The organism is Pelomonas aquatica (assembly GCF_026712205.1).
Lineage (GTDB): Bacteria > Pseudomonadota > Gammaproteobacteria > Burkholderiales > Burkholderiaceae_C > Pelomonas > Pelomonas aquatica.
The window spans coordinates 1-3088 of the sequence record NZ_JAPPUW010000048.1 but is presented as its reverse complement, the minus strand read 5'-3'; the positions used below and the strand labels follow the sequence as shown (position 1 = coordinate 3088).

Sequence of the window (3088 nt, the reverse complement as noted above, 5' to 3'; positions counted from 1 at the left end):
ATACTAACTCGCGTTCAAACGTATAGAAGTTATCCATTTGAATCCAGTCATGGACTGGGTTCGGATGGGATCCGCTTCCAGTTGGACGAGCCCGGCAGCGAGGGTGTCCTGGACGGCGTCCAGGTTGCGGAAGACATGGTTGGCGAAGCACTGCTCGCGTAGCGCCTCCCAGAGGTGTTCGGCTGGATTGAGCTCGGGGCTGTAGGGTGGCAGGAACATCAGGCGCATGTTCTCGGGCACGATCAGCTCACCAGCGATATGCCAGCCGGCCTGATCCATCACCATGAAGACGAACTCGTCGGCGTGGCGCCGGGCCACCTCGGCCAGGAATAGCGACATGGTCTCGGCGTTGACCCAAGGCAGTACCAAGCTGTCCAGCACGCCGTCGTGCGGGCTGACGGCGCCGAACGCATAGATGTACTTGCGCTCCAGGCGCGCACCGACCGTGGGGCGGGTGCCGCGCGGGGCCCAGCAGCGCCGCGGCGAGCCCAACAGGCCGAAGCGCCCTTCGTCCTGAAACATCAGCCGCACGGCGCGGCCGCGCTCAGCCTGGCGCGCGACCTCGTGGCGTACCGCTCGGCGCAGTTTTTTTAAAAGCGGCCTGCGCCGCAACGTCCGCCTTCGAGTGTTGGGGACGCGGCACGATCTTGCGCCAGCCATGGCGATCCAGCAGTCGGTACACCGTGGAGGGCGCCACCTGCCGCCCCGTGTGCTGTTCGTAGGCCTGTTGAATCTCCGTCACCGTGAGCACGCCGCCACCCTGGGCGCGCGCCACAAATGGAGCCAGTAACGCCTGCTCCTGCTCCAGGCTCAGGTATTGGTGGTGGCGCCCGCCGCGGCCGCGCAGCTCGAAGACGGCATCACCTTCCTTGGCCCAGCGCGAGTGAATGACATGCACTGTGGCCGTGGACCAGCCCAGCAGTTGCGCAATCTCCACCGCGCTGGAGCCCAGGGTGGCTCGGATGAGAACGCATTGGATGCGCTGGTATTGCGCGTGCGACTCCGCGTGCTTGAGCCGCTCGGCCAGTCGGCTGATGGTGGCCTTGTCGCTGACGATCAGACTCTTCATCCACGCCTCCGGATGTTGCGTGGATGGAAATTGTATCTAATATATTGAACGCGAATTGGTATCAGGCGGTGGTCCTCCGAAATGCAAGCGCAGCTTCAACTGCTCCAAGGCTGGCGCCATGTAGCGCGGCTTACTGCCGGCCGCAGTTTTGGAGTTCGCTGCGTGACGCTTGGGCGGTTGGAGCTTCAGGCTGGGTGCGGTTTCTCGACACTCGCGTCGTCAACGTCGGCGCCAACCACTAAGCCGACCTTCGCGATGTCGAACGGCGCACTCGATTGCTGCGCCGGGTCTGCGGTGGGATAGTCGGCCGGGAGGGACACGCTGCTGGAGCCAAGTACGCCGAATCGCGCGACCGTGCTCTACGGCAGCATCGACTGACGCAGCTACGGTGCAACGAATGAAGCGCTTCCGCTGTTCTTAGGCATCCGCGTCTTCCTCGTCCATGCGGCGTCCGTCTGCGAGCTGTCGCTCGATATCCTGTGTTGCATGACCCTTGATGTCGGCATACAGGTCGTAGGTCGGATCGGCACGCGTGATGCGTGCGAGGCGCTTTTCAGCAAGGTCTTTGAGCCTCAGATCGGCTTCGAAGGGTTGCCCGGGAGAACCCGAGCGAAGACCGCCCACCGAAGTAGCGAAGATCGCAGAAGAGAGGTCCTTGAACACCTTGCGGCCGACAGCACGCGCCGCGCCCAGTGATCGCGCGATGAATCTTTCGTTGTCGAAGACGAATCCGGCCCCCGCATCCCGAACGATGGCGGTAACAACCTTGAAGTGATCCGCAGTCCCGCCTGCGATCAGCCAGTCTTCGATGGTCGCCACGCAAGTCGCGTCGTAGGGGCTGCACAGCGACTGCAGCATCTCTGCGAAGCGATAGCTGAACTTGTAGTCGCCGATACGGCCCAGCGCCCATTCGAGGAGGTCACGCAACTGCGTCACCCCGTCGGGAAGCGCGAGCAAGTCGAGCGCATCACTATCGCGGAATACGCTACCGAGCGGCTGTATCGACCAGTCGTCGCTTGCGATAGAAGCGTCGATGCGTGCCTTTGCGAGCTCAAGTACGGTCCCGGGCGCTCGCTGCATAGCCTTCTTGAGGAAGGCATTGACCCAGTGATCATCGAGGCGTGGGGTGCTACGGAGTCCGTCGATCAGTCGACGCAGTTGGTCATCTCGGATGAGAGCGAATGGGATCGTCTCTTCATGCGCGAGCCACATGAAGAAGTCTCGCCCCGATCGCATCGCCAGGTCGATGTTCGCACTGCTGAGGAGGTCGATTGCCAAGGCCTTGTCGCGCCGCGAGACTTCCAACGTAATGTGCGACGCGCATCGAAGAACTATCCGATTCTCCGAGCGGAAGATGCGGTACAGCGCCTCGACATCGGTCTCGGTGTAGACGGTCGGGTGCGTCGCGAACATGTAGCCCTCCGCAACAAGCACCAAGTGGGTGTCTGCGGCGGCGAGCAGTTGCCCGACGATGCGAAGACCTTCAACGCGCTCTCCGGTCAGCAGAGCGCCTAGGGCTCGGCCTGCATGAGCCGTCAGATGTGATGCATCTCCATCGAGGCGCACCTGAACCAAATACTGAATCGCCCCGGCTTCCGAGGAGGCTCCTTCGTTTGAGAACATGGAGCCATGATGAGGAAGTCCCCGAAGTTTTCCCCGGAAGTTGTCGAGCGCTCGGTGCGCATGGTGCTGGAGTCGCAAGGCCAGTACGAGTCGCAGTGGGCGGCCATCGAGTCCATCTCGGCCAAGATCGGCTGCACGGCCGAGACGCTGCGGCGCTGGGTTCGCCAGGCTGAGCGTGACGAGGGCCTGCGCGCCGGGCCCACCACCGCCGAGCAGCAGCGCATCCGTGAGCTGGAGCGCGAGGTGCGCGAGCTGCGCCAGACCAACGAGATTCTCAAGCTGGCCAGCGCGTTTTTCGCCAAGGCGGAGCTCGACCGCCACATCAAGAAGTGAGGCGCTTCATCGACGCGCAGCGCGAGCACTACGGGGTCGAGCTGATCTGCAAGGCGCTGCAGG

Annotated in this window: 3 protein-coding genes, 1 pseudogene and 1 other annotated feature; of the genes and pseudogenes, 1 reads left to right on the top strand and 3 read right to left on the bottom strand. The window is 63.0% G+C overall.

Annotated features, from left to right (window positions below; all coding sequences use genetic code 11):
• Positions 1-3 precede the first annotated feature (3 nt).
• The 3 genes from NYP07_RS23825 to NYP07_RS23815 form a co-directional block, all read right to left on the bottom strand.
• Positions 4-660 carry an IS630 family transposase gene (locus tag NYP07_RS23825; protein WP_268154694.1) on the bottom strand — a complete coding sequence of 219 codons (657 nt, stop codon included), beginning with the start codon at positions 658-660 and terminating at the stop codon, positions 4-6.
• On the bottom strand, positions 545-1069 hold the full coding sequence (locus NYP07_RS23820; protein ID WP_268154692.1) for a winged helix-turn-helix domain-containing protein: 525 nt from the start codon (positions 1067-1069) through the stop codon (positions 545-547). The genes NYP07_RS23825 and NYP07_RS23820 overlap by 116 nt, the downstream gene beginning before the upstream one ends.
• Positions 1070-1486: 417 nt before the next feature.
• Positions 1487-2692: an alkaline phosphatase family protein gene (locus NYP07_RS23815; RefSeq protein ID WP_268154690.1), complete on the bottom strand. Its 1206-nt coding sequence runs from the start codon at positions 2690-2692 to the stop codon at positions 1487-1489.
• 9 nt (positions 2693-2701) lie between these two features.
• Here NYP07_RS23815 and NYP07_RS23810 point away from each other — a divergent pair.
• Positions 2702-3088: pseudogene (locus NYP07_RS23810) on the top strand (transposase); the annotation flags it as partial.
• Positions 2980-3088, top strand: a sequence feature (AL1L pseudoknot). This feature is flagged as partial in the annotation. Its footprint overlaps the pseudogene before it by 109 nt.

What these genes read in the sequence shown, in the direction of transcription:
- NYP07_RS23825 (WP_268154694.1), bottom strand. Translation starts at nt 660, where the DNA reads ATGGCTGGCGCAAGATCGTGCCGCGTCCCCAACACTCGAAGGCGGACG.
- NYP07_RS23820 (WP_268154692.1), bottom strand. Translation starts at nt 1,069, where the DNA reads ATGAAGAGTCTGATCGTCAGCGACAAGGCCACCATCAGCCGACTGGCC.
- NYP07_RS23815 (WP_268154690.1), bottom strand. Translation starts at nt 2,692, where the DNA reads ATGTTCTCAAACGAAGGAGCCTCCTCGGAAGCCGGGGCGATTCAGTAT.